The organism is Streptomyces sp. NBC_01314, assembly GCF_041435215.1.
Taxonomy (GTDB): domain Bacteria; phylum Actinomycetota; class Actinomycetes; order Streptomycetales; family Streptomycetaceae; genus Streptomyces.
This window is the reverse complement of sequence record NZ_CP108394.1, coordinates 9,742,899-9,767,782: the sequence shown is the minus strand read 5'-3', so window position 1 is coordinate 9,767,782 and position 24,884 is coordinate 9,742,899. Positions and strand designations below refer to the sequence as shown.

General features: G+C 72.0%; 14 protein-coding genes and 1 pseudogene. 4 read left to right on the top strand and 11 right to left on the bottom strand.

Translation table 11 applies throughout. The features are described 5' to 3' along the window. Nucleotides 1–101: 101 nt before the first annotated feature. Nucleotides 102–1,259: a PP2C family protein-serine/threonine phosphatase gene (locus OG622_RS42965; protein WP_371582272.1), complete on the top strand. Its 1,158-nt coding sequence runs from the start codon at nucleotides 102–104 to the stop codon at nucleotides 1,257–1,259. Nucleotides 1,260–1,349: 90 nt separating this feature from the next. Here the strand turns inward: OG622_RS42965 and OG622_RS42960 are convergent. The 5 genes and pseudogenes from OG622_RS42960 to OG622_RS42940 all read right to left on the bottom strand — a co-directional run bounded on the left by OG622_RS42960 (nucleotide 1,350) and on the right by OG622_RS42940 (nucleotide 10,480). Further along, nucleotides 1,350–2,211: pseudogene (locus tag OG622_RS42960) on the bottom strand (GNAT family N-acetyltransferase). Between the two features lie 53 nt (nucleotides 2,212–2,264). After that, the gene (locus OG622_RS42955; protein WP_371582271.1) at nucleotides 2,265–5,660 is read right to left on the bottom strand and encodes a hypothetical protein; all 3,396 of its coding nucleotides are present in this window, start codon (nucleotides 5,658–5,660) and stop codon (nucleotides 2,265–2,267) included. Nucleotides 5,661–6,151: 491 nt separating this feature from the next. Next, entirely contained in the window at nucleotides 6,152–7,114 is a 963-nt protein-coding gene (locus OG622_RS42950) for a DMT family transporter (RefSeq protein WP_371582270.1), read from the bottom strand. A 614-nt stretch (nucleotides 7,115–7,728) separates the two neighbouring features. Continuing rightward, a complete protein-coding gene (locus OG622_RS42945; RefSeq protein ID WP_371582269.1) occupies nucleotides 7,729–9,096 on the bottom strand; it encodes a PQQ-binding-like beta-propeller repeat protein in 1,368 nt (455 codons plus the stop codon). A gap of 43 nt (nucleotides 9,097–9,139) precedes the next feature. Further along, nucleotides 9,140–10,480, bottom strand: a complete 1,341-nt coding sequence (locus OG622_RS42940) for a ferric reductase-like transmembrane domain-containing protein (protein ID WP_371582267.1) — start codon at nucleotides 10,478–10,480, stop codon at nucleotides 9,140–9,142. Between the two features lie 291 nt (nucleotides 10,481–10,771). On the opposite strand from OG622_RS42940, the gene OG622_RS42935 reads away from it, so the two are divergent. The 3 genes from OG622_RS42935 to OG622_RS42925 all read left to right on the top strand — a co-directional run bounded on the left by OG622_RS42935 (nucleotide 10,772) and on the right by OG622_RS42925 (nucleotide 17,917). Continuing rightward, nucleotides 10,772–14,098: an NACHT domain-containing NTPase gene (locus OG622_RS42935; protein ID WP_371582266.1), complete on the top strand. Its 3,327-nt coding sequence runs from the start codon at nucleotides 10,772–10,774 to the stop codon at nucleotides 14,096–14,098. Nucleotides 14,099–14,222: 124 nt separating this feature from the next. After that, entirely contained in the window at nucleotides 14,223–16,346 is a 2,124-nt protein-coding gene (locus OG622_RS42930) for a DUF4139 domain-containing protein (RefSeq protein ID WP_371584402.1), read from the top strand. Nucleotides 16,347–16,354: 8 nt separating this feature from the next. Beyond that, entirely contained in the window at nucleotides 16,355–17,917 is a 1,563-nt protein-coding gene (locus OG622_RS42925) for a DUF4139 domain-containing protein (RefSeq protein ID WP_371582265.1), read from the top strand. 212 nt (nucleotides 17,918–18,129) lie between these two features. On the opposite strand, the gene OG622_RS42920 is transcribed toward OG622_RS42925, so the two are convergent. The 6 genes from OG622_RS42920 to OG622_RS42895 form a co-directional block, all read right to left on the bottom strand. Next, nucleotides 18,130–18,582, bottom strand: coding sequence for a flavodoxin family protein (locus OG622_RS42920; RefSeq protein WP_371582264.1), 453 nt, complete (start codon nucleotides 18,580–18,582; stop codon nucleotides 18,130–18,132). 325 nt (nucleotides 18,583–18,907) lie between these two features. Beyond that, on the bottom strand, nucleotides 18,908–20,884 hold the full coding sequence (locus OG622_RS42915) for a glycoside hydrolase family 97 catalytic domain-containing protein (RefSeq protein WP_371582263.1): 1,977 nt from the start codon (nucleotides 20,882–20,884) through the stop codon (nucleotides 18,908–18,910). Between the two features lie 973 nt (nucleotides 20,885–21,857). Next, complete coding sequence (locus tag OG622_RS42910; RefSeq protein WP_371582261.1) at nucleotides 21,858–22,046, bottom strand: hypothetical protein; 189 nt, start codon at nucleotides 22,044–22,046, stop codon at nucleotides 21,858–21,860. Then, nucleotides 22,040–22,360, bottom strand: coding sequence for a serine hydrolase (locus tag OG622_RS42905; RefSeq protein WP_371582259.1), 321 nt, complete (start codon nucleotides 22,358–22,360; stop codon nucleotides 22,040–22,042). The genes OG622_RS42910 and OG622_RS42905 overlap by 7 nt, the downstream gene beginning before the upstream one ends. Next, entirely contained in the window at nucleotides 22,357–23,256 is a 900-nt protein-coding gene (locus OG622_RS42900) for a peptidoglycan-binding protein (protein WP_371582258.1), read from the bottom strand. Before OG622_RS42900 ends, OG622_RS42905 begins: the two co-directional genes overlap by 4 nt. Beyond that, nucleotides 23,256–24,815, bottom strand: coding sequence for a DUF6519 domain-containing protein (locus OG622_RS42895; RefSeq protein WP_371582256.1), 1,560 nt, complete (start codon nucleotides 24,813–24,815; stop codon nucleotides 23,256–23,258). Before OG622_RS42895 ends, OG622_RS42900 begins: the two co-directional genes overlap by 1 nt. Nucleotides 24,816–24,884 lie beyond the last annotated feature (69 nt).

Below are 24,884 nucleotides of genomic sequence, written 5' to 3'. Positions count from 1 at the left end.
AAACCGTGTCCTTGTGGCGCCGGAGCCAATCCTCTTTCCTGGACCAAACGGACAATTCCGGAGCGCGAGCTCCGCGCACACGTGAGGATCGCGGGCGATACATGAGTCAGACCCGAGAGCTTGGTGGCGACCACGGGCCGATCCGGCCGTCCAGGAAGCGAGCGTCCGCCCCGGAGAGGCCGGCCCCCAACCGTGTGGCCGCGCAGTTGGCCTCGGGCACGCCCGTACTGCCTGTGCTGATCGTTTCCGCGATCGTGGTCGTCGACCTCCTCGGCGGAGCCGGGCTGACCTGGCTGCCGCTGCTCGCCGCCGGGCCCGCGCTGGCCGCCACCACCAGCGGGCCGCGCGGGGTTCTCTGTGTCGGCCTTCTCGCCGGGGTGCTGGGCACGATGCTCGGCGTCCGGGACGGTGCGCCGGGCCGCGAGCTGGCCTCCGTACTGTCCGCGCTGGTGGCCGTCACCCTGGCGAGCGGCCTGGCCAGCGCGTTGCGCGGGCGGCGCGAGCGGGTACTCGCGGCCGTCCGTTCGGTCGCCGAGGCCGCCCAGCACGCACTGCTCCAGCCGGTTCCGGCGACCGTCGGCCCGTTCCAGGTGGCCGTCCGCTACAGCGCCGCCGCAGCCGAGGCCCGTATCGGCGGGGATCTCTACGCCCTCGTGCCCACCCCGTACGGGGTTCGGCTGATCGTCGGCGATGTGCGCGGCAAGGGGCTGCCCGCGGTCGGGATAGCCGCTCTGGTGGTCGGGGTCTTCCGCGAGGCGGCGTACGAGGAGCCCGATCTCCTCGCGGTCGTCGACCGGATCGAGCGGAGTCTGGCGCGCAACCTCCGCAGCGACGACTTCGTCACCGCCGTGGTCGCGGGACACCCTCGGCCGGGCCTTCTGGAACTGGTCAACTGCGGTCACGCGCCTCCGCTGCTGGTGCGCGGCTCCGGGGTCGTCCCGGTGGAGCCCGCCTGTCCGGCCCCGCCGCTGGGGCTGCGCGCGCTCACGGGCGAGACCCCCGGTCTGCAGACGCTGCCCTTCGCCGACGAGGATCAGCTGCTGCTCTACACCGACGGCGTCACGGAGGCCCGCGACCGTGACCGCGAGTTCTACCCGCTCGCCGAGAGGCTGGCACACCACCTGTCCGACGAGCCGGCCCACACCCTCACCGCCCTCCACAACGAACTGCTCACCCATGTGGGAGGCCGGCTCCACGACGACGCCGCCCTGCTCCTGCTCCGCAAACCGACCGCTCCCGAGACAGCCGTGGTCGGATAGCCGCCGGTCGTCGTGGTACTGGTGGGCGGTACCCGCCTGGCTGGTCCCGGCCCGTCGGCGCGGCGCGGCCTGAAGTACGGGGACTCGCTCTCACCGACCCGAGAAGTCGTACACGGTGAAGTCGGCGACCGGGACGTAGCCGATGCGCTGGTAGAGGGCGTTGCTGGTGGGATTGGCCAGGTCCGCGAAGAGCAGGACCTCCGTCGCGCCCGCGTCGAGCGCGGCACGGCTCGCCTCGGCCGTGGCGGCGCTCGCGTAGCCGCGGCCTCGTAGGTGGGCCGGGGTGTAGACGGGGGCCACCCGGATCTGGCCGGCGGTCATCGGGATCATGCCCGCCATGGAGACGGGAGTGCCGTCCGGGGTCTCCCAGAGGGCGACGCGCCGGTCGGCGAAGCGGGCGGCGGCCCGCGGGTCGGCCGGCGGAGGGTGTGCCTCCGATGGCGGCGGCGAACTCGTGGTGCCAGCGGACCAGTTGCTCGCGGTCCTGCCCGCCCGCGATGCGGCCCCGGCCCGCCGGGAGCGGCCGTGGCGGGGTGAGTGTGCCGAGGCGGTACAGGCGTTGCCGTTCGCGGAGGGCCGGGGTCGCGCCGGTGTGCCGCTGCCAGGCCCGCGCGAAGGCGGTGGCGGTGGCGTGGTCCGCGCCGACGCCGGGGAGGGGGTGGCCGAGGCCGGCCAGACGGGCGGCGAGGGCGTCGGCCTCCTCGGGCGTGAGCGAGGTGAGGTTCACACGGTGGGGCGGGGTGCGGAAGAAGGTGGCGCGGACCTTGCCCGCCCGCTCCAGCCGGCCGAGGACGGGGGCTTCGGCGCCGTACGCGTCCGCCCCGTCGGTCTGCGGCGTCTCGGTGACCGTCAACTGCACGGTGTGCGGGACGGGGCGCGAGCGCAGGAAGTCTCCGGCTCGGGCGAGGAAGTCGTCGACGTCGTCGGTGAGGTGCCAGTTGCCCGGGTTCATGCCTGATGAATTCCCCGTCCCTCAGGTGCGCTCTCCTCCCCGGCGCCGGGCGGTCATTCGCTCTCCGTCAGGGTCGTGTGCGCCTCGTGACGTACGTCGGCGTTCGCGTGCCGGCGCAGCAGGCGCAACAGCGACCGCCACTCCTCGGGCCAGCCGAGCGCGCTGCCCGTTCCCTTCACCAGGCCGACCGCCAGCAGGCCCGCGGAGGTGCCGCCGTCGCGGGCGAACCGGTCGGCCGCGGTCAGCAGCGCGTCGGCGCGCTCCGGATGAGCGCGAGAGGCCGAGGACGTCCGCAACCGGCCGGACGCGTGGACCGCGACGGTCACGCCGGTGTCTTCCAGCGCGTCCGCCAGGTCCCGCAGCCGTTCGAGCAGCGCGGCCGGCTCCACGGTGTGGTCGACCAACTGGCCCAGCAGGTAAGCACGTTCGGCAACCAGCAGGGGTTCCGACGCCAGCTGTCGCGCGACCGCTTCGAGCAACTCGGGGCGCACTCCTTCGACGTAGCCGAACGACGTCAGACTCCGCAGTCGCTGCAGCGCCGGCAGGTCCCGGCCCTCCAGCGCGTCACAGCCGCCCTCCGTCGTGCGCGTCGCGGCCAGCAACTCGGCCACCGTGCCGTGGAACACGCTGCCCGGCGCGGCACCGCCCACGGGATGCGGCAGCTCGGAGGCGGCCAGATCGCGCAGCACACCCTCCGCGCTCCGCCAGTGCGTACGGTCGCCGAGGTCGCGGACGGTCCGGGAGATTCGGACGGCCAGTTCGGGTGAGTAGCGGCACCACACCTCCATGGCGCGCAACAGGCCATAGCCGCCCCCGAATCCCTCGGTGAGCGCGAGGGACGTGTCGTAGGCCGCGACGACCACGGCGGCGTACGCGCGGCGGTGTGTCTCGGCCAGCTCCCAGGGAGTGACGGCCCGGAGCGCTTCGTGTACGGCCTGGCTGTCGTCGCGTGCGACGTCCTCCAGCAGGGGCCAGGCCTCCGCCTCGCCGAGGAGCGGTGGCAGCGCACGGACGACGGCCGCCCGCACGTCCGGGTGCCGGTCGGGGGCGTGGAAGGTGCTCGCCAGCAGGGACACCGCCTGCCAGGGCGGAAGGAAGCGCGCGGCGAGCCGTACGGCCTCCTTGCGGGAGGTCACCTTCGCGGGCCGCTCCCCGGTGAGCAACGCGCCCAGTCCGAGGGCGAGTTCGGACGGTGCGGTGAAGCGTGCGGCGCGTGCCGCCGCGTACACGGCGACCCTGGCCCGGTCGCCGCCCGCCTGTTCCAGCAGCGCCGGCAGGGTGTCGTGGGGCCGGTCGGTCCAGGGCAGCGCGCCGAGCGCCGCCTCGGCGACGACCACGTTCGTATCGTCCTTGTGCGCGAGCGCCAGGGCCCGCCCGAACGCGGGCACCGGAGCCGCGGCGCGGATCAGGGCGGCCCGTTCGTCGAGCGGAAGCGACTCGTCCGCGACCGCCCGACCGGCCAGCCGGACCGCCGCCCGCTGCTGTCGGAACAGCCAGCGGTCGCTGTCACCGAGGTCCGGCAGCGGGCGCCGGGCCCCGTCCACCAGGAAGCGGCCGTACGGCGGGGTCTCGTCGAGCAGGGTGTCCAGCAGATCCGTGCGCCGCCGGGTCAGCACCCGCCGTACGGGCGGGAGGACGACCGACGACGGTTCGAGCGCGACGATCGCGGCGACCCGTTCGTCTCGGGTCGCCGGTGCGGCCAGCCACAGCTCGGCCGCCTCCCGGAACGTGTCGTCGTCGCCGCGTTCCAGGGCCGTGGCCAGCCGGTCCTGGAGTTCGGGCAGTCGCCGGGCGCGCGGTCCCAGTGCGGCGGCCAGGCCCAGCAGCAGCCGGAAGTCGGCCCGCCCGGCCCCGGCGTCGAGCCAGGGGCGCAGGGCCTCGAACACCTGGTGTTCCTGGCCCCGCCGCAGGACGCGGTGGAGCGGGCCGAGGTCGGGTACGCCGACGCGGCTCGTGAGGCGCTCCAGGGTGCGCAGCGCCCAGTGCCGCAGAGCCGGCTCGTCGTCCGCGGCGTGCTCGACGAGCAGCCGTACGGCGAGTGTGCGCAGTGCCGTCATCGTGCCGGCCGAACTGTCCCGGGCCTCCAAGGCGTCGGCGGCGATCGTGTCCAGCAGCGGTGCGTGGTCGGAGCCGAAGAGCCCAGGGTGCGCTTCGGCCAGTGCGCCGAGCGCGGCGGCGCGTACCGGGTCCCGATCGTTGCGCAGGCGGCGCCCTGCCGTGGTCAGCAGCTCGGTGATCGCTTCCCGGCCGCCGTCGCGGGCGGCGCAGGCCACGAACAGCGGCCAGGCGGTCTCCCGGTCGTCCGCGTCGGACCGTCCGATCGCGGCGAGCAGTTGGGGGCGTGCCTCGTCGATGGGGCCGTGGGCGAGGGTGTCCAGCTCCTCCCACCAGTAGTCGGTGCCGTCGAACTCGGCCGCCGCGCGCCGGACTTCCGCCCAGCGGCGCTCTCGGGGCAGCAGACCGAGAACGCTCAGCGCCGGGTTCCGGTGTGTCGCTCCGTCGGCGACCGCGTCCACGAACGCGGGGCGTCGGCCGGGTGCCATGGCCTTCACCAGGGCGCCGAAGTGGTCGCTGTGGTTCAGCCAGTGTCGGCCCAGCGCGGTCAGCGACGCGGGTTCGGCCCGCACGAGCCGGTGCAGCACTCCGGGCGGCGGTACGGACTCGTGGCGTTGTTGCCGGCGGACGGGGGCGGTGATCCAGCGGATCACGCGTTCGGCGTCGGCGGTGACCAGGGGGCCGAGCCCGTCGTTCAGCGCGGGCGGCAGACTGCCGGGGCCTTGCCGCTCCAGCAGCGTGAGCACCCGCTCGGGGCGCAGGGGCGCGAGCGCCGCGACCGTGGTGGCGTGCAGGCGCCACCAGTGGTCCCGCTGCTGTCCCCCGGCCCGGTCGGCCAGCGTCCTCTCGGCGTGGTCCAGCACCGGGTCGGGGTGTCGGCGCGCGAGCCGCGTCCAGCCGTCGACGGCGTGCGCAAGCCCGGGCAACTCCCGTGACACGAAAGGCGTGGAGCAGGCCGGCAGCAGCCGCGCGGCCTCGGCGTCGCCCCACTCCGCGCGCAGTCGCACCACCAGCCGCTCGGCGAGTGCCGTCCGGCCTCCCGCGGCGAGCAGCCGGGCCAGCCGCTGCCGCAGCACGGCCGGTGCGTCGTCGTACGCCGCCTCCACCGCCCGGTCCGGTACGGGCAGGTCACGTGCGGCGCGTCGCGCATACCCGGCGACGACCGGGTCAGGGTCGGCCAGCCGCTCCGCGAGGAACCCCGCGTCCCGTCCGACGAGGGCCGCCAACGCCGCGAGCCGCCGCTCGTACGGCCCTCGCCCGTCCAGCTCGGTCAGGAACGGGGCGAGCGTCCCCTCGTCCGCGAGCCCGCGGGCGGTCCGCGCCGTCAGGGTCAGGCGTGCGGGGAACGACAGCGGTTCGAGGGCGGAGATCAGATGCTCCGCGGCGGTCGGCATGCGCCGATTGTGCCCGGCAAGATCCGCTCATGCGATCGATTAAAGGCGGGCGGGACGGACCGCGCCGACGGGGCCGACGGCAGCCGCGCGGGCTGCCGCCGACGCCGCACCAGCAGATGGAGGAAGGGAACTACGGAGTACCGATCGCCGCCGCCATCAGGCCGCGCGCCCCGCTGGGCGGCGGCGATCACTGTGCGGCCGAGGAAGCCAGCCGTGCGGACGGGACAGGCGCCGAGGAGGAGGCGACCGGGACAAACCCGTACATGCCGTCGGCCGGCGACAGCGCGCGCCGCGTGCGGCGCCCACGCAGCCCACACAGCCGATGCTGTCGTCGGCCGAGGTCACGGCCGTGGCGCTGAGCAGGACGTCCACCACCAGGACCCCGGGTTGATGCGGGACCACGCCGACGGCGATCCCGTGGTCAGGGGTCAGGTCCGGTCCGGTCCGGTCCCTCGATCATCCGGGGACCGGACCTGAAGCGCGCCCGGCGGCTAGCGGGCCCGGCGGGCCGCGCCGACCGGCACGGCCAGGAGGACCAGACCGAGCGCGAGGACGGCCAGCCCGCACCAGGATGCGGCCGGCAGTCGTTCGCCGAGGACGGTCACGCCCAGGACCGCCGCCACCGCGGGCTCTCCGAGAGTCAGCAAGGTGGCCGTCGATGCCGGAGTGCGGCGCAGTCCATGCCCGAAGAGCCGATAGGCGAGGTGGACGGTGAACAGAGCTAGGTACGCCGCCACCGCCGCCCCGCGCGTGGTGGCGAGCCAGTGCGTGTCGACGAACGCCACGAGCGGCAGGACGAGCAGCCCGGCCGCGCCGAACAGCACTCCCATCACCGCGTCGGACGGGTGCCCGCGCGTGATGAGCCTGCCGCCGATCAGCGAGTAGACGGCGTACGACAGCCCACCGCACGCGGCGAGTGCGACGCCTACCAGGTCAATCGTCCCGACGTGGCCGGTGAACTCGGGGCCCAGCACCAGCAGTGAACAGCCCAGCACGGCGACCGCGGTGGCGGCGGTCCGGCGTGCGGTGGGTCGGGCCTGCCCGGTGATCCAGGACAACAGTCCGGCGAAGACCGGCGCGCTGCCCAGCGCGATCACGGTGGCGACGGCCACACCGGTCCGGGCCACCGCCGGGTAGAAGGTGACCGGATAGCCGGCCACGGCCAGAGCGCCGAGGAGCAGCAGCCACCGCTCGGAGCGCGTGCAGGCGGCGGGCAGCGAGCGGGCGCCCCGGGAGGTGAGGAACAGCAGGATGCCGCCGAGGGTGAGCCCGGCGCAGCCGATGGCCGCCGCCGGGGCACCCGCGGGTGCCAGAGAGCTCACAGCCCCGGTCGTGCCCCACAGCGCGGTGGCGACGAGGATGGGGGCAGGGCCGCCGAGGAGAGCGGTGCGAGAGGGGCGCGGGCCTGTGGCGGCCGGGCGCGCGGGAGTCAGAGAGGTCGTGCGGTTCGGCACAGTCGTGAACTTCCGTCGTCGAATGCGTCTGGGGACCGATCCGAAACGAGCGCACGACAAAAGCCCCTGACCGCCCTGTGGGTCGGATGGGGCCGGGAATCACACCGTCAGTGTCTGCGCCCGGTCAGGCGCCGAGCGGCGGAAGAACGACGTGCCAGTAGGTGTTCACGCCGCGACAGTACTACGCGGGCAGGAGGCGGTTGTCACCGCGCGCGCAGGAGACGGTCGTCACCGGGCGGGCAGGGGGCGGTCGTTGACGACCTGCTTCGTGCCCAGGCAGCCGTCTCGGTGCGCGCCTGGAGCGCATCGCACCGGGACGCGTGCACCTCGTGCTGCCCGGCCGCCCCGAAGTGACCGACCAGCACGGGTATTTCCCCGTCGGCCCGGGCGCACGGCCCCGTCGAGGAGGGAGCCGAGTCCACGGACCACGGTCCTCGGCGGGCGTACGTCCTGCTCGGCGCGGGCCATCAGGCTCGCCCCGTCCAGGGCGCCGACCGTGAGCGTGGTGAGCGCTTCTGGCCCGTTGTCCGGGCGCACCCGTGTCCGGTCGGCGGGCCGGACGGGCGTCCGGGGGCTCCTGCGGGACCACGGCGCACCGTGGTCGCCGTCGGCGTTCAGCACGTGCTCTTCCGTTGGGGATTCATCATGAGGAACGGGGGGTCGTCCACGTCGGTCTCGGGCTCCGCGGTCATGCCCGGATCGAGGGCGACGCCGTTCACCACGATGTAGTCACCGGCCGTCGCCATGTGGGTGATCGCCGTTCCCGGAGGTTTCCTGCAGGCGACCTCCTTGCCGCTCTTCAGGTCGTACGCCAACAGCGCGGGACCGTTGTCCTTCCAGTCCGTCGATCCCGCCCAGACCATGTCGGAGGTGACGGCCACGTCGTTGAAGGAACGTAGTCCCGCCACGTTGAGTGGTGTCTTCACCTGCCAGGCAGCCGTGCGGGCGGCCACGTCGGTGGCGGACAGGGTGAATCCCCCATCGTTGAGGGCCACCTGGAAAGGCTGGTTCCCTGTCTCCGGGGCGGCCTTCCCCTCCTCCAGCGGAACCGGCCTGCCGTCGCCGTCGATCCACCAGTACAGCGGCTCCACCCCTCCCGAACTGCCATACAGCTGGAAGATCAGCTGGTCGCAGACGTTCCGCAGGCAGGCGTACTCACGGAGGGAAGGCGCCTCGACGCCGTCCTCACCGACCGGCGGCCATGCGGCGGGGATCTTCGGGTTCAGGTCCGCGGTCTGCCTGCCGGTCCGCGGATCGAGCAGGCGGACACGCTTCTCACAGCTGCCCTGCACGACGACGGCATGGGTGGCCACCCATGAGCTGGTCGTGTCCCCGGGCTCGTCGCACTTCCAGCTCTTCTTCCACAGTTCGCCGCCGTCGGCGGCGTCGAAGGCGATCAGGCCGTCCTGAACGTCGACCAGCACCACCGGGCGGCCGTCCCCCGGTGCCACCCGCAGTCTGGGGTCCGCGTCACTGCCGCCCTCGTCGTGCAGATACCGGCCGAGCGCCGACCACCGGCCGCCTGCGGGATAACCACTCTGCGCGCGCCAGGCCACCGCGCCGGTCCGCGTGTCCACCGCGGTCAGCGCACCGTCGGCCCACAGGGAGACAGCGAGCGGGGCGCGTTCGGGGCGTTCGGCCAGCACCACCTTCAGCAGGGTCTCGTCGCGCTCGTACGACCAGTAGGCGGACGTCTTGCGAGGCGCCTCCAACGGCTCGGCCCACACGCGATGCGCGGCATCGAGCACCCGAAGTCGTTCGTCGGCGACGAGCGGGACCGCGGGCAGCGCGACCTCGAACCCCGGGGAAGGCCGCTCGACCCGGTCCGGATACGCACCCGTGGCCTTCGTGACCTTCTCGGCGACCTTCTCGCCCTGTTGGCAAGCGGTCAGAGCCACCGCCAGCACCATTCCTGAGCCCAGGGCCAGACCTGTCCGTAACGCGCGCCGCCCCGTCCGTCTCCCGAATCCCCGTATCAACATGGGGGCATCGTAGAACTCCTGACGGCGGCACCGGCTCCCCCTCTCAGGCCAGGCCGAACCGCTCCGCGTGTACTTGCCCGTGGGGAACCCTCAGGCCCCGCAGGCCACTGAGCACGGCCGCCGTCATCGCGGGCGGGCCGCAGACGTACACGTCGCGTTCGGTGATGTCGGGGACCAGGGCACGCAGACTCTCCGGCTCGAACGGCGGCCTCCCCTCCCCTCTGCGGCCGGTGAGCAGGTACAGCCGCCCGCCGCGCGCCGCGACCAGTGCGCGTACCTCGTCGACGAGCACGGCGTCCCTCTCGCTGCGCACCCGGTAGAGCACGACGACGTCGCCGGCCGGTTCCTCCTCCAGCAGAGCTCGGACGGGCGTGATTCCCACCCCGCCGGCGATCAGCAGGGCGCCGGGCCGGGTGCGGTGCAGCGACGTGAACGCCCCGTACGGCCCCTCGACGAACACGCGGGCCCCGACCGGGAGATGCCGCAGGCCGGCGCTGGTGCTGCCGACCGCCTTGGCGGTCAGGCGCAGCGCATGGCCGTCGGGTGCCGCCGACAGCGAGAACGGATTCGCCAGCCACCAGTGGTTGTGACCGGGGAACCGCCAGATGCAGAACTGGCCGGCCCGGGCCGGCAGTCTGTCGAGATGACGGCCGCTGATGTGGACCGACACCACATCGTCCGACTCCGGCACCACCGCCACGACCCGGAACCGGTGATAGAGGTTCCGCCACACCGGCACGACGACGCGCCCCGTCACCAGGGCACCGAACGCGAACAGCCACAGCGCCCACCAGTAGATCCTGGCCGCCGCGGACGAGGTGAACGTCGTGGTCTCCAACAGCTGGTGCACGAACGCCAGCCCCAACGCCAGGTACAGCAGCAGGTGCAGACCGTGCCAGGTCTCGTACCGCAACCGCCGCCGCACCTGACGGACGGAGACCGCGGCGACCACGACGACGAACGCCGCGGCCCACATGCCAAGCAGAGAGGCCGGCACGCCCGCCAGCGCGAAAAATGTCTTCACCATCGACGTGTCGTCGAGGTTCGCGTACCCGAGCACCACCAGCACGGCGTGGGTGAGGATCGTCCACAGCAGGGTGAAACCGACCCACCGGTGCCACACCGTCAGCCGGTCCATGCCGATACGGCGGTCCAGCCACGGCAGCCGGGCCACCAACAGCAGTTGCGACAGCAGCAGCACGGCGGCGTGCAGCCCGAAGAACTTGGCGACCGTGAGCACGCTGTTCTTGCCGGTCCCGGCGGTGACGAAGAGAACCTCGACGATCACCAGGTTGACGAGGACGAACGTCCACAGCGCCCGGCGCGCCGCGACCACCGGAAGAACGGCGCCCCGCCGCACGGCTGATGAGTGCGCAGCCCCCATTGCTCCCCCTCACGGATCGAGGCCGGAACGTGCGGCTGAGTACGCGCGCCGGTCGTCGAAACCGCGCGCACCAACGGCCGACGTCACCGGGCACGCGCGCTGGAAGTGCTACCCGAAGAAGAGTCGTTTCACGCTCCGACGAGAAATCGGGCGGAAGCGGAACCCGCGGCGGAACGGACCGACAAGTGATGTGCGCAAGGGACGTGACAAGTGACGTAAGGACGAAGGGGTTTCACCGGCTGCCCCCGCTGGTCAGAATCGACAGGAGTCGTACCGAGGGGCGGGGGGCCTGTGTCGCTGTCGGGTGAACACCTCGCGCTGGACAGCGCGTCCGTCGTCACGGCACTCGGTGGACTTCTCGCCGCGATGATCGCGGCCGCGGTGGCTCTGTGGCAGTCGCAGCGCGTCCGGAGCCTGGAGCGGCAGCGGATCCAGCTCGAAGCCGCCGCACAGATGCGGCTGAAGGAGCAGGAGTGGGAGCACGAGCGGCAGCAGACGGAGCGTGAGCGTCGGCGTGCCGCCCGGGAGGAGGAGCAGGAGCGGGAGCGGGCCGCCCAGCGGGTGGCCGCCCGGCGCTCCACCCTGGAGGCGGAGGCGGCGGCGTACTGTGCGCGGCTGGTGCAGGAGTTGTCGACCATGCGGATCCTGGACATGTCGCGGCCGCTGCGGTTGGAGCAGCTGTATGTGCAGGTGGGGGTGCAGGAGCAGCAGCCGTTGCGGTTCCTGTCCGCCGACGAGGTGGAACGGCAGGCCCGCCGTACGGACTCCGAGCGCCGGACCTGGCGTACGGAGGCGGAGCGCGCCGAGGCCAGGGCCGCGGCGGACACCCAGGCCGCCGTTCATACATACGCGCCCGTCGACGCCCTCCAGCGCTACCGGCGCATCGTGGTCGTCGGCGACCCGGGCGCCGGAAAGACGACGATGCTGCGGCACTTGGCTCTCCGCATGGCGACCCAGTCGGAGCACGAGTCGCTGCCCGTCCTCCCGGCGTACGTCGAGCTGTTCCGGTTCGTCGAAAGTGGTCACGCGTCGTTGCTCGACCACCTCGCCGAATACTGGGCGGACCAGTACGGCTTCGAGGACGCCCGCGACTACATCGTGGAGAAACTCACCGACGGTAGTGCGGCGTTGCTGCTGGACGGCCTGGACGAGGTGCTGGGCGGGGAGAGTGCCCGGGAGGCTGAGAGCGCCTACCACCGCGTCACCACCGAACTGACGCGGCTGGCGACACGGTTCCCCAGGGCGCCGATCGCCACGACCTGCCGTCGGCAGGGCTGGCGGGGCGGGCTGCCGCAGTTTCAGGTGCTGGAGGCGCTGGATTTCGAATGGCCGCAGATCGAGACGTTCGTCGCCAACTGGTTCGGCCCCGGCGATCGTCGCCGCGGCGGCCTGACCAGGGCCCTCTCGGCGAACGGCCGACTGCAGACCCTGGCCGCCAACCCGCTGCTGCTCAGCCTGATCGCGATCGTCTACGAGCGGGACCTCGAACTCCCGGAGCGGCGGGCGGCGTTGTACCAACGGTGCGTGGAGGTCCTGCTCCGCGAGTGGGACGCCCACCGCAAGATCTCGCGCTACAGCCGTTTCACCACCGACCGCAAACAGGACCTGTTGAAGGAGATCGCCCGTCACTACCACCAGCGGGGCCTGCGCTACTTCCCCGAGGACGACCTCCTCGACCAGATCGCCCGCTTCCTGCCGACGATCGACATAGCCCCCGAGGAAAGCCGCGCCATTCTCGACGAGATCGCCGCGCAGTACGGCCTGCTCAAACCACAGGCGCACGGCTGGTACGGCTTCCTGCACCTCACCCTGCAGGAGCACTTCACCGCTGCCGCCCTGCTGGAGCGGGGTGCCGACGGGATCCGGCAGGCGGTGACGGCCCGGTACGACCCGTGGTGGGAGGAGGTCATCCTGCTGCTGGCGGGGGCGCTGCCCGACACGTCTCCGCTGCTGTCGGGGCTGCTGCAACTGGAGCCGGACCGGCCGCGCACGGACGGCTCCGGGCTCCTCGTCCTGCCCGACGACGACCTCTTCCACACCGACCTGTTGCTGGCGGCGCGCTGTCTGACGGGGAGCCCCAGGGTGGCCGACGTGGCGCTGCGGCGAGAGATCGTGGCCACGGTCTGGGATCTGTTGGGCAGTTCCCTGCACCTGGACGAGAAGCGCCGGGCGGCCGAGGCACTCGTCGGGGTGGCACGGTCCGACGAGCAGTTGGACGAGGTCATCGCGTACATCTGCGACGACCAGCGCGACGGCGAGGCCCGGCTCGCGCTGATCCAGGCTCTGGGGGCGCACGGAGGACGGCGGGTGGGTGAGCGGCTGCTGGGCGCGTTCTCACTGGGCGGTGTCGACTCCGTCTACTACCTGCGGGAGGCTCTGATCACCGCGCTGGGCACGTTGCGCGTGGAGGCCGCGGTCCCGGCGCTGCGCGCGGAGCTGGAGCGGCGGCTGGAGCACGTGGGCGACGGGTCCAGACGCGGTACCTGGTCGGCGGCCAAGGGTATCGCCCTGGTCGTACGGGCTCTGGGCCAGGCGGGTGCTCCCGCCGATGTCTTCCTGGAGGCACTGGAGAGGCGTGTGCGCCTCCAATGGTTCGAGGTCGTCGCGGCCGCTGTACGGGACGCGCTGAAGAACAATCGGGAGCCCGGCACGGCCGAACGGCTGCTCGGCCTGCTCCAACAGGCCCTCGACGACGAGGACGTGGCCGGCGCGTATCTCGACGCGGCGGGTGAGGCCGGGGTGAGGACGCTGCTGGACCGGTTCCGGTCCATGGGCAGTGGCACCGCGCTGCTCACGGCCGTCCGGGACCACATCGCCGAGGGCCACGGCCGCGTCCCGCGGGACGAACTGCTCGTCCTCGTCCGGGACAACACGGTGACGATCCAGGCACGCTGTCTGGCGCTCGAATGCCTGGACGAGAGTCCCGGAGACCCCGAGGAACTCGACAGGTTCGTCCGCCACCCCGACGCGAGTCTGCGGGTGGCCGCCTCGGCGACGCTGGCCGCGTGGGGGGTGCCGGTGGTCCTGGACGTGATCCGTACGGCGATCGTGAACGGCGAAGTGGTCCTCCTGGACCGCTGGAACGTCCAGGAGGAGATGGACGAATCCGTCTCCACCCCGCACCGCCTGGTCTCCGTACTGGTGCCGTACGGCGTCTCGGGGATCGTGGAGCACTTGCGGGCCAGGGCGGGGTTGCAGGGCCCCGACGGTGTGAAGGCACGGGACTGGCTGTACGCCTTCTCCCCCGAGGACGAGGTGGATGGCTGTCTGTACCGGCTGAGGGGCGGCGAGCACCTCGAACCCTACGAGATCCCGAATGCCATACCCTCGTCGCGGGCCCAGGCTGTCTTCCGGTACTTCCAGAGCACCCCGAGCGCCGGCTTCGGCACCCTCCGCAGGGACTACGAGAAGCTTCTGACGGTGGCCGCGGCCGCCGCCGAGGGCGCCGAGTCGGTCGCGTGGCTCGTCCGCTTCCTGCCCGGCGGCGACCTCGGAAGCACGCATTTCCCGCAGGCCCACCACCATGCCTACGAGGCGAGCCGTCGTGCCCGCGTCAGAGTCCTGCGCGACGGCACCGTCCACCCCATCGCCGTCACCGGAGGATCCTCACCGGCCTGACCGTCCGGGAAGCCACACGGCCGCCGAGGCCGCGACCCGGGCGTCGTCCTCCTGAGCCGACGCGCCCGCGCGGACCGCGCGGGCGTAGGCTTCGCTCAGCATGGACACGGTGGGGGCGGAGCACATGACGGCTGAGTCGGCGCAGCGGTGGGGTTCGACCCTCGATTCGGTCGTGGTGTACGCCCAGGGCGCGGTCTGCCGCCGCCTGGCCCGTGGCATCGTGCCGGCCGACGGCCGGGTACGGGTGACGGGACTGCCCCGCTCGCTGGACCCGGGCTCGCTGCGGGCCCGGGTCCTGGGCACCTCCGGGGCGCGTGTCACGGAGGCTCGGGTGGACGTCGAGGCCGAGCCACTCGGCACGGGCACGCCCAACGAGTTGCGGCGCGAGGTCGATCGCCTGGGCGACGAGTACGCGGCGGCGCGGGGACGCCGGGGCCGGCAGCTGAGCCTGATCGAGGAGGTCGGTGCTCTCCGCCCGGTCCCACCTGCCCGCAGGCGCGATGACCCGCACCGCACCACTCCGGTCGACGCGTGGCTGGAGCTCGCCGACTTCGTCGACGAGCGGCTGACGGGACTGCACATCCGCCTCGTCGAGCTGGAGGAGGCGCTGCACAGCGTCGAGCACGAACTCACCGTCGCCGCGGACCGACTCGCCCGCGCCTCCACCGACGCACCGTCAGCGCATGTGGAGACCACGGTCTGTGCGGTCCTGACCCTCGACGGCGCCGACGACGCGGACGTGGAGCTGGAACTGGAGTACGGGGTGCCGGGCGCCGTCTGGGCACCGGCCTACCGTCTCACGCACCGTCAGGGCGACGGCACGGGCCGTCTGGTGCTGCGTGCCTCGGTCGCCCAGCGCACCGGCGAGGACTGGACCGACGTGCGCATCGCCCTGGCCACCGCCGATCTCCGGCGCCGCACCGACCTGCCGAGGCTCCGCTCGATCCGCGTCGGACGCCGTCAGCCCGCCCCCGCGCCCTCTGGCTGGCGCGAGCCTCCGGCCGGGCTCGCCGGCCTGTTCACCGGGTACGAGGCAGCCGGCCCCCGCCCTGCCTCCATCGCCGCACCCGGGGCTGCCATGGTCGGCACCACATCCGTGCGTGCCGCGGGCGGCTCCGCGCCCGGTCCCGTTCCCCCACCACCGCCTCCCCCGCCGCCGGCGTCGCAGGGCTACGGCGGTCCGCAGGGCTACAGCGGTCCGCAGGGCGCGGTCGCGGTGTCCGGCGGCGCGTACGCCCCCTCCCCGGCGTCGTTCGGCGGCGAGATGGCCGCCTTCGCGCAGCCGGGCCCCTCGCGACCGGCCGCCAGGCCGCGGACCGGCGGCAGTTCCGTTCCGGGTGCCCCGGCCCTCACGGCGCCCGCGGCTCCCGGCCGGGCCGCACCGCCACCTGTTCCGGCACCGGTAGCCGGGCCGCCGCAGCCGAGTGACGCCGAGCTCGACTACGCCGCCCTCGTCCTGTGCGGCCCCGACGAGCAGAGCGGTCGCAGAGGCCGGCTGTTTCCCGACTCCCCCTTCGACCCGGTGGCGGCCGAGTACCGCCGCCGCGCCGAAGCGGTGGCCGCGCTGCCCCTGCCCGGCCAGGCCGTGCGGCCCCGCGAGTCGGCGGGTTCCTTCGACCACCGCTTCGATGCCACCGCCCGCGCCGACATTCCGTCGGACGGCACCTGGCACACCGTCACCGTCGGTGAGATCCCGGTCGGCCTGCGCACCGAGTACCTCTGCGTGCCGTCCGTGGAGCAGACCGTGTACGCGACGTTGGTGATTTCCAACGCGACCGACCAGGCACTGCTGGCCGGCCCGGTGGAGGTCACCGTCGACGACGACTTCCTCCTGACCGCCGCACTGCCCACGCTCGCCCCCGGGGGTGTCCGCCGGGTGGGGCTCGGGCCGGCCGAGGGAATCCGGGTCACGCGTCGTACGAACCTGCACGAGTCGACCTCCGGTCTGCGCAACAACACCACCGTGCTCGACCACCGCGTCCACGTGGAGCTGGCCAACCGGCTCGTGAGGCCCGTCACCGTCGAAGTCCGCGAGCGGGTGCCGGTCACCTCCGATCCGGACGTCCGGATCGATGAACGAGCCGACTGGACGACACCCGAGGAAGACACGGGGCCCGATCGCCACGTGCCGGGCACCCGCGTCTGGCGACTGGACCTGTCCGCAGGCGCCACGGTCACCCTCGACGGCGGCTACGAGATCCGCATCCCGACCGGCAAGGCCCTGGCCGGCGGCAACCGCAGGAGCTGACACACCCCATGTCCACGGCCCCGAAGCCGATCGCCCTCCCCGTCACCGCCGTCACCTGCCTCGAGGACCGCGCCCACATCGAGCGCGCCGCCGTGCTCGACCTGGAGGCCGGGGTCCAGCGGCTGCGTCTCGGGCCGGTCAGTGCACTGGCCGTCGACCGGACCCTCCATGCCGAGCTCACCGCCGATCATCCCGCGACCGTGCTCGACGCACGGATCGTCCGCAGCTGGACGCCGCGCGGACCGCTGCCGTCCACCGCCGACGACTCCGCCCTGCGTCACCGCGTACACGCTCTCGAAGAGGAGCGGCTGGCACTGGGACAGCGACGCGACCGGCTGTGTGCCCGCCTCGACCTGCTCGGCCGCCTCGCCGCCGATCTGCTGCGGGAGATCGGTGAAGGCGCCGGCTCAGGGGAGAGCGAACGGCCCCGCTGGGCCCGCGAACTGGACCGGGTGGACGACGAGCGCGACACGCACGGCGAGCGACTCCGTACCGTGGAGGCCCGGCTGGCCGCGCTCGCTGCCGAACTCGACGAAACCCAGCGGGCCATGCGCCTCTCCGAGGAGGAGCCCGCCGAACTGGTCGGCCATGTCGAGTTGACCGTGGAGGCCGCGGTCGCCGGGCCGGTCGGGCTGCGCCTGAGCCACCTCACCCCGTGCGCGCTGTGGAGGCCCGCCTACCGTGCCGTGCTCGACGGGGACTCCCTGACGCTGGAGACCGATGCGATGGTCTGGCAGCGCACCGGTGAGGACTGGTCGGACGTACGGCTGACTCTGTCGACGGCCCGCTCGGCGCTGGCCACCGATCCGCCACAGCTGGGCGAGGACCGGCTGACACTCAGGGACCGCTCCGCGGCGGAGCGCCGCACGGTCGACGTCGAACTGCGCGAGGAGGAGATCGGGGACCTCGGCCCTGCCCCGGTGCTCGGCCTGCCCGGGGTGGACGACGGCGGCGAAGCGCGGGTGCTGAGATCCCCCGCGCCGGTCTCCGTGCCGGGAGACGGTCGCGCCCACCGGGTGCCGCTCTCCGTGTTCACCACCGCCGCGAGCAGCGAGTACGCCTGCTCACCCGAGGTGTCGCCGCTGGTCACCCAGGTGGTGCGGTTCGACAACCTGTCCGGCCACGCGCTGCTCGCCGGGCCCGTGGATCTCGTCCGCGGCGGCGGATTCAGCGGCCGCGGCACACTGGACTTCACCGCCCTCGGCGCCCCCGTGGAACTGGCTTTCGGCAGCCGCGACGACTACCGGGTGGCCCGGCATGCCGAGGAGTCCCGCGAATCCGCCGGCCTCACCCAGCGGACCGTGGTCACCCGCACGGTCCGGCTGCACCTGTCCCGTTTCTCCGCCCCCGGAGAACACGGCGAGCGGCTCGTCGTCGTTCGGGAGCGGATCCCGGTCTCCGAGGTCTCGGCGGTCGAGGTACGCCTGCGCAAGGACGCGTGCTCCCCGGCGCCCGACGTGGTCGACGCCGAGGGCATCGCCCGCTGGGACGTCGTTCTCCCGCCCGACAGCCGCCGCACACTCACCCTGGTCTACGAACTGTCGGCGAGCGCCAAGGTCACCGGGCTCTGAGCGGCGCGGGGCTCGTTTCTCCGCCCAGGCCGGTCACCGCGGTGATGTGCGCGCCCACTTGGCCGTCGGGGCGCCATGGGAAACGGCCTCGGCCGGGCCCGTGGACGCCGGGTGGGTTGGTACGCGCCCCGGCACGGTCGCTCCCGGACCACCATGTCGCGCCGTACCGGCACCGTCGAGGGGCGCCGGGTTCGGGCGAGGAATGAGCCGCGTCAGCGCATCAGCTGGGCCGCGACCGTCGCTCCCAGTTCCCAGCACGCTTCGACGTCGGCCCTGCTCGGTTCTCCTGTCACGACGACGGCCTGGGCCTGACGTCGCCAGCCGAGACCTGTGGTGATCGACTCGATTCCCCGCACCGCCCCGGTGACGTCACTGCCGCCGTGCACGTAGTAACCGAAGGGCCGACCGCGCGCGGCATCCAGACACGGGTAGTAGACCTGGTCGAAGAAGTGCTTGAGAGCGCCGGACATGTAGCCGAGATTCGCGGGGGTACCGAGCACGTACCCGTCGGCGGCGAGCACGTCGGACACCGTGGCGGACAGCGCCGGCCGCCGCACGATCCGGACGTTCTCGATCTCCGGCGCCGTCGCGCCCGAGACGACGGCTTCGAACATCGCCTGGCAGTTGGGCGACGGTGTGTGATGAACGATCAGCAGAGTGGCCACACCCCGAACCCTGCCATGCGCCGGTGCGGCACCGCTCGTCGCACCGAGGGGACATCTGGTGGTGTGACTTCACTACGATCACTGCCCGTGGACAGGCACTTCTGCCGCTTGCGCACGATCTTCGGCGAGCGCCTCGGGCTGACGGCACGGCCGGGCCAAACGGCGGGTCCTGAGGGTGGTGAAGGCCCACTGAATGCGGTGCGAGGAGGTGATCGCGTCAGCTCGGACGCCGGTACCCGGTCGGGTGCGAACGCCGTGGCGGGCGCGGTCCGAAGGTGGACCGCGCCCCCTGCCGGTCAGTGAGAAGCGACTGCGCGAACGGGAGTCAGCCGGCCGGTCCGAGGATCACCGCCTGACCACCCGCGCTGGTCATGGCCACGCTCAGCACGGTGTCAGCGGTGACCGTCCGGGTGCTGACCACGGTGGGCGTCCCGTACGGGGAGGTCGCCGCCGCCCCGTCGGCGTAGATGGTGGCCGTGTAGGTGGTGCCGCTGTCGAGGAAGGACAGCGGGACGGAGAGGGTGCGCGCGGTCTCGTTGTTCATCACCCCGAGGAACCAGGTGGCGCCGCTGCGGCGGGCGATCGCGACGTACTCGTTGATGGACGCCGCGACGGTCGTGCTCTCGTCCCAACTGGTGGGGACGGAGTCGAACCAGGCCAGGCCGGGCCACTTGGCAGTGGTGGCATAGGCGGAGGGCTTGGAGTACCAGTAGAGGAAGTTCAGGGGCTGGTAGTAGACGGCGGCCATCGCCATCTGGTGGTTGTTGGTGGTCTTGTCGCGCGACTGGCCGTAGCAGATCGTGTAGTCCATCGGCCCGCCCACATTGCGGGCGAAGGCGAGGTTCACGTTGTTGGTGGCGGTCGGGAACTGCTCGTTGCCCCGGACGCCCTCCAGACTGATCCAGTTGGGGTACGTGCGTTCGTAGCCCCAGGGCCGCACGTCGTCGTGCATGTCGATCAGCAGCCGGTGTTTGGCCGCGATCTTGGCCCAGGTGATGATCTGGTTGGTCATGGCCTGGGTGCCGTCGTTGATGAAGCCGAGTTTGATGCCGGCCACACCCCAGCTCTTGAGGAGGGCGAACAACGACTCGGGGTCCGAGAGGGCGAGGCGGTTGACGTAGAGGAAGACGCCGACGCCCTTCTGGGTGGCGTAGGCGATGACGGTCGGCAGGTCGATGGCGGCGATCGGGGTGGTGGCGTCGGTCGTCGTGAACTCCGGCCCGTACCAGCCCGCGTCGTACTCGATGTACTGGAGGTTGCGGGCGACAGCGAAGTCCACGCCCTCGGTTCCGGCGGCGGTGGTCAGTTCGCAGCGGAACACCTTGCCCGGCTTGATCCACGACGTGTCGGTCAGTGCGTTGCCCGGCGCCAGGTTGAGGACCAGCTCGGCGTTGTCGATCAGCTCGCCGTGCTCGGAACCGAGCAGCATCACCCGCCAGGGCGTGGTGAACGGCGTGGTGACCGTCGAGGTGTTCTGCACCGTGCCCGAACCACGTGCTGTCTTCTTCATCAGGTACGTCTTCAGGGTGTTGGGCTGCCCGGAGACCGAACTGAGCATCGAGCGCGGGTAGTTCACGCGGGAGGACTCGCAGATGGTGGCGACGAGCCCGCCGTCCAGGGTGACCAGCAGCGGCAGGTCGGTGAGGGGGCCCGTGTCGGTGCCGGAGGTGCCGGTGGACGGGATGGCGTCCGGGGCGACAGGACTGTAGGCGGCCTCGTCGCGGGCGCTGTACACCAGGGTGTTGTCGGGGAAGACGAAGGTGGTCAGCTCGTCGGCGATGGTGGCACTGCCCGTGTCCAGCAGGACGTAGCGCAGCGCGACACCGGCGTTGTAGGCACGGAGCTGGACGCTGAAGTTCATGCCGCTGGTGCCGTCCAGGAGGTTCCAGCGCATCTCCTGATGGTGGTCCCGTACGGTCGCGTTGCGGCCGAAGGCGGGGGTCCAGGTGGAGTCCCTGGTCCAGTGCTGGTATCTGGTCACTGTCGTGTTGCCCTGGCCCAGCGTGGTGCCGTCGCTCAGCTGCAGGCCCAGCACCGAGGGGTCGGCGACGGCCGTGCCGTTGCGCCTGGCCGACCACTGGAGCACTCCGCCGACCAGAGACATCGTGATCTTGTTCTTGCCATCAGGTGAGGTGGCGGTGATCGCGGCGTCCGCCGCCTCTGCCGCACCCGCGGCGCCGAGGCCAAGGACCACGCTCCCGGCCGTGACCGCCGCACCCTTGAGGACCCCCCGGCGTGACAGTCCCCCCGCATTCCCAGGTTGCTGACCGTCGGGCAGGTCCTGACCCTCCGAGGTTGCCATAAGGTGCATCTTCCGAACAAAAGTGATCAGGAGTAAACGCTTTCAGACGAGCATGGGCTGTTTTACGCCACCTTGATCGTTGGGGTCAATGCTTGGGGCAGAGATTTCCAGGAGGGGGATGCGCGGTGCGGCCCGGTAGGGATGAGCAGATCGGCCCAGTTGAAGAACTGGGCGCCTGAGGCCCCTCTCAGGCTGACCACAGGCTCGAAGCCTGCCGGACTTCCCCGAGGAAGCCCGACCGGACCAGACGGTCCGTGTTCTTGGTGTTCGTGTCCGCGCGAAACTCCGTCAAGACAACGTGGTCGTAGCCATGCGGACCGACCGGCCTTCCCAGCAACGCCACCCGACAGGCACCACATGGGGCCCGCGGGCGGTGGCCACCTTGTGCCGACTGTCCGTCAGAGGCCCATGTCGAGCGTGTCTTTCATTTCTGGGCGCCGCTCACGAAGCGTGACTGTAGGACCGTTAGGGCAACCCGACGCTGGCCGACCGGCCTCGGCGATGCGGCGCTCCCGGTCCATCAAGAACGTCGTGGGTTGGAGTGGACTGCCAGCGCAGCATCCTGCAAGCGCTGGTAGAAGAGCGCGGCAGAATCGAGTTGTGCGGGCATGTCAGCCAACCGTGCGAGATTACGCGCGGCCCACACCAGCAGCGCGTCGCCCTGAAGGTGCCGGAGATCCTCGCCTGCTTCCCTGAGCCAGGGAGCGTTGCCCTGTCGATGGCTGACCCCTCGGCTGGCCTCGCACAGCATCCAGGCCGTGTCCTCCGATACCGTCGGGTGCGTACCCGCGCAGTTACTCCAGGTCCGACTGGAGCACGTTCTGGCCAGGTTGGGCCGGTGGCACACAGCCACTGGCAACACCCACTCGACCAGCGACACAGGCACCACGGCCGGCCCATCCGCGGGTGCCCCCCGCACCGCCCGCAACAGCCTGCTCGCAGAGAATCAAGGTGTTGCTTCGCGTGATTCGGCTCACTGTTGTGATATCGGCGTCTCTGATGAGGTTTCGAGGCCGTCGGCGTCGGGGGCGAAGCGCGGCTGGACCGCGCGATGGGTGGGCAGCCTGCGGAGGACGGTGCGCCCCTTGCCGTGGACTCTGTACGCCTTCCAGCGGCCGGCGATCGACTCGTCCAGGGGCAGCGCGCCGTCACGGACTACCACCAGGCGGCGAGCGTGACGAAGTCCTTGGAGAGGGAGTACGGCACGACCAGGGTGTCGTCGCGCCAGGGGCGGGTGCGTCCGGCGTCGGCCCAGCCGCCGGTCAGCCGGACGACCTCCCGGCCGTTCTTGCGGACGGAGACGTCCGCCCGGGTCTCGGCCGACGGCCACCAATCGTTCGAAGACCTCGCGGACCGTCTCGTACCCGTCCGCAGTGTTTCCCTCGACGTGCATCGCGTCCGCTCGCCTCGTCCGCACCGGAACCACCCATGGTACCCCCTAGGGGTATCATGGGTGGGGTTGGACCAGTCGTTCACTTGCCGCTGTCAGGCACCTTCAGCTTGTCCCAGCTGACCTTGCCGGGGATGCCGTCCGCGTCCTTGCCATTGAAGTGGAGCTTCTGTTGCCAGGCGGCGTAGGAGCGTCGGTCGGCCTCGGTCCACTCGGGGCCGGGGCTCTCCTCGTAGCGACCGCAGCCCTCGGCGACCAGTCGGCGGCCCATGGCGGTGATGACCGGGGACTTCTGGCCGACGTGGAAGAAGCCGGCGCCCGGGAAGGGCTCGTACGTCACCGGCTTGGGCGTGGGCTTCGGGTCGGGCTTCGGGTCGGGCTTCGGCGCCTTGCCGCTCAGCCGCTCCGCTATGCGCTTGCGCATGCCGTCCATGGTGAAGCCGCGCGGATCCACCTTGCCCGGCTGCCACTCCTTGTGGCCGATGACGGAGCGCTCGCTCCAGCCGTGGTGGCGGCAGATCGCGGCGGAGACCTTCTCGATGGCCTCCTTCTGTGCCTCGGGCCAGGGGTCCTTGCCGTCGCCCATGTTGATGCACTCGAAGCCGTAGAAGCGGCTGTTGCCGTCGGTGTCGGCCTCGTTGTCGGCCGGCAGCCTCGACTCGTTGATCACGGCGCGCAGGACGTCACTGTCGCCGGAACCCGCATGGTTGGCACGGCCGTTGCCGACCAGGTGGATGTGGCCCTTCTTGTCGATGACGCCGTGGCACAGCGGTCCCGGCAGGCCCGAGTAGCCGTTGTAGCAGATGTTCACGGAGGCCTCGGTGCCTCTGGTGACGGTGTGGTGGATCATCACGCCGTTCACCGGCCCCCAGGCGCCCTTGGTGTTGCGGTTGTGGGTGCGCCACTTGCGCACCTCATGGACCGTCAGGCCCTCGGCGCGCAGGATCTCCACCATCTTGGACGCGCTCAGCGGCTTCGCCATCACTCGTCTCCTTCCGCCGCGGCCTCCGCCACGGCCGTGGTCTGCGACCTCCCGCCGGAGGGGTCGGCCTCCGCGGCCTCCTCTTCCCGCCGTGCCTGTTCCTCCGCCGCGAGCGTCGCCTCGTCGGCCGCCGGGATGCTGCTTGCCAGCGGGCCGAAGGCGAGGCGCAGGTCCACGGCGCCGTACTCGCCCTTGACCAGCGCCAGCGGTGCGAAGTGGCGGGCGATGCCGACGGCTCCCTGGAGCAGCGGGCGGCGGGCTGGGTCGGTCGGCCATTCGACGCTGCCGGTGGCGGTGCGGGCGGGGATGATCCAGTGGTCGCCGGTGCGGTAGGTACCGCCCTTGGCGAGGTACACCTCGACGCCGTCCTCGAGGGGCAGCCACTCGCCCTCCTCGACCTTGACCGCCCCGTCACGCAGGACGGAGGTGCGGCCCTTGCGCTTGGGGCCCTCGTGGTGGTCCCAGCGGCGCAGGAACGGATTGAGGTGCGGCAGCCGTCCGACGCCCGGCTCCGGCTCGGCGGACAGGCGGACGCGGCGGCCCGGCAGGTCCAGTTCCTCGACGCGCAGCAGCGGGAGGGCTTCGAGGCGGGAGGAGTACGCGGTGTCGGTGAACTCGACGAAGTCGCCGACGTCCAGGTCCAGCTTGTCGTCGTGGCCGAGGGACGCCAACTGCACCCAGGTGCCGTCGAGTTCGTCGACGGGGAAGACCACCGAACCGTTCTCGCGGGACCACTTGAAGGTGGCGTCCTTCGCCTCGCCGCCCTCGTGGACCTCGACGCGGTACAGCTGGTTCTCCGGGCCGCGGTAGCGGGCGTCCGGCTTGACCAGGCACGGGTCCTCGTCGGCGTGGTCGGGCCGCTCGCTGCGGGCGGCGAGCCGGGCCGACGCGGCCGACCGGCGCCTGGCCCATTGGTCGAAGGCGGCGCGTACGACCTCCTTGGACGGGTCGGTCTCCTCGATGTCCAGCGCGGCCAAGGACAGCGGCAGCACCTGCCAGACGACCTTCACCCGGGCGGCGGTGTCCGGCATCGCCGTGCCGAGCGCGACCTCGCGCAGGGCCGGCTCCTCGGCGGCGAAGACCGCCCGCTCCCACACCTGGAGGTAGACCACGAACGGCGACTGGGCCGGCGAGGGCAGCCGGTCGCCCGGCTTCTCCGGGTTGCGGTACCCGTCGGGCTGGTCCCAGTAGGTCCAGTGGGTGAGCGGCTCCGCGGTGTCGTCCTGCTCCTCGGCGTCGGCCTGATCGGCCTGCACCGGCGTGCCCGGCGCCGGGCGGTACGCGTCGCACAGGATGCCGTCGACGTAGTAGCGGCCGCCGTGGATGTACAGGGTGTCCAGGTCGTGCATGCCGCCGACGTACTCGATGCGGAAGCCGACGGCGTCCTTCGGTCCGCCGTGCCGGCCGATCAGGTCGGCGGCGAAGGTGCGGGCCTGATGGAGCTGGATCGCGGTCTGCTCGTTGGTGTCGGCGTCGAGCTGGACGCGGCCCTGCTGGGCGATGACCGCCGAGTAGTGCCGTTCCGGCCGGAACGTGAGGCGGGAGAGATCAGCGTGCATGAAGGGGGTCCCCCTGGTTCAGGAAAGTGCGGGTTCGCAAAGTCGGTGGTTACGGCTCACGCCACTGCG

Bases quoted from the DNA above. Each gene is read 5' to 3' on its own strand.
- OG622_RS42945 (WP_371582269.1), bottom strand. From the start codon at position 9,096: ATGTTGATACGGGGATTCGGGAGACGGACGGGGCGGCGCGCGTTACGG.
- OG622_RS42965 (WP_371582272.1), top strand. From the start codon at position 102: ATGAGTCAGACCCGAGAGCTTGGTGGCGACCACGGGCCGATCCGGCCG.
- OG622_RS42900 (WP_371582258.1), bottom strand. From the start codon at position 23,256: ATGGCGAAGCCGCTGAGCGCGTCCAAGATGGTGGAGATCCTGCGCGCC.
- OG622_RS42930 (WP_371584402.1), top strand. From the start codon at position 14,223: ATGACGGCTGAGTCGGCGCAGCGGTGGGGTTCGACCCTCGATTCGGTC.
- OG622_RS42940 (WP_371582267.1), bottom strand. From the start codon at position 10,480: ATGGGGGCTGCGCACTCATCAGCCGTGCGGCGGGGCGCCGTTCTTCCG.
- OG622_RS42895 (WP_371582256.1), bottom strand. From the start codon at position 24,815: ATGCACGCTGATCTCTCCCGCCTCACGTTCCGGCCGGAACGGCACTAC.
- OG622_RS42955 (WP_371582271.1), bottom strand. From the start codon at position 5,660: ATGCCGACCGCCGCGGAGCATCTGATCTCCGCCCTCGAACCGCTGTCG.
- OG622_RS42925 (WP_371582265.1), top strand. From the start codon at position 16,355: ATGTCCACGGCCCCGAAGCCGATCGCCCTCCCCGTCACCGCCGTCACC.
- OG622_RS42915 (WP_371582263.1), bottom strand. From the start codon at position 20,884: ATGGCAACCTCGGAGGGTCAGGACCTGCCCGACGGTCAGCAACCTGGG.